Genomic DNA, 504 nt, shown 5'->3' with positions numbered 1-504 from the left:
GAAAGCAAAAGTAGAGAACTTTTTAGAGCGAGTGCCATTTGTCAGCAAATATTTGCCAGACACCATTTTGTACTACGCAAGTAAATTGTTCCCGCAGCATTTGCCTGAGCGAATGCTGGAATTCCGCGATAAATACGAGCATCACTTAGTGCTAAAATGAGTGATGGCGGAATTGAAGAGGCACAAAAATACCTGAAAGAAGTAAGGGCTGTTGAAGATGATTGCGATTTCTTCGAATGTACGCCAGATGAAGGTAAAAAAGCTTACTTACATCGTTTTGCGGCGGCTGGGGCTGCGATTCGCTACGAAACGATTCATCGCAACGAGGTTGAAGACATTGTTGCGCTCGATATCGCATTGCGCAGAAATGATGAAGAGTGGTTGGAAACTTTGCCTGAAGAGGTGAGCAAAAATCTGGTTCAGTCGCTCTATTACGGGCACTTCATGTGTTACGTCTTCCATCAGGATTACATCTTCAAAAAAGGTACAGATACCAAATTGATG

Annotated in this window: 1 pseudogene; it reads left to right on the top strand. The window is 43.3% G+C overall.

The features are described from left to right. A pseudogene (locus tag R7Z49_RS27960) lies at positions 1-504 on the top strand (D-lactate dehydrogenase); the annotation flags it as partial.

The organism is Vibrio sp. 1562 (assembly GCF_033340155.1).
GTDB lineage: Bacteria > Pseudomonadota > Gammaproteobacteria > Enterobacterales > Vibrionaceae > Vibrio > Vibrio alginolyticus.
The sequence above is the reverse complement of the archived record's forward strand: the minus strand, read 5'-3'. Positions and strand labels throughout refer to the sequence as shown.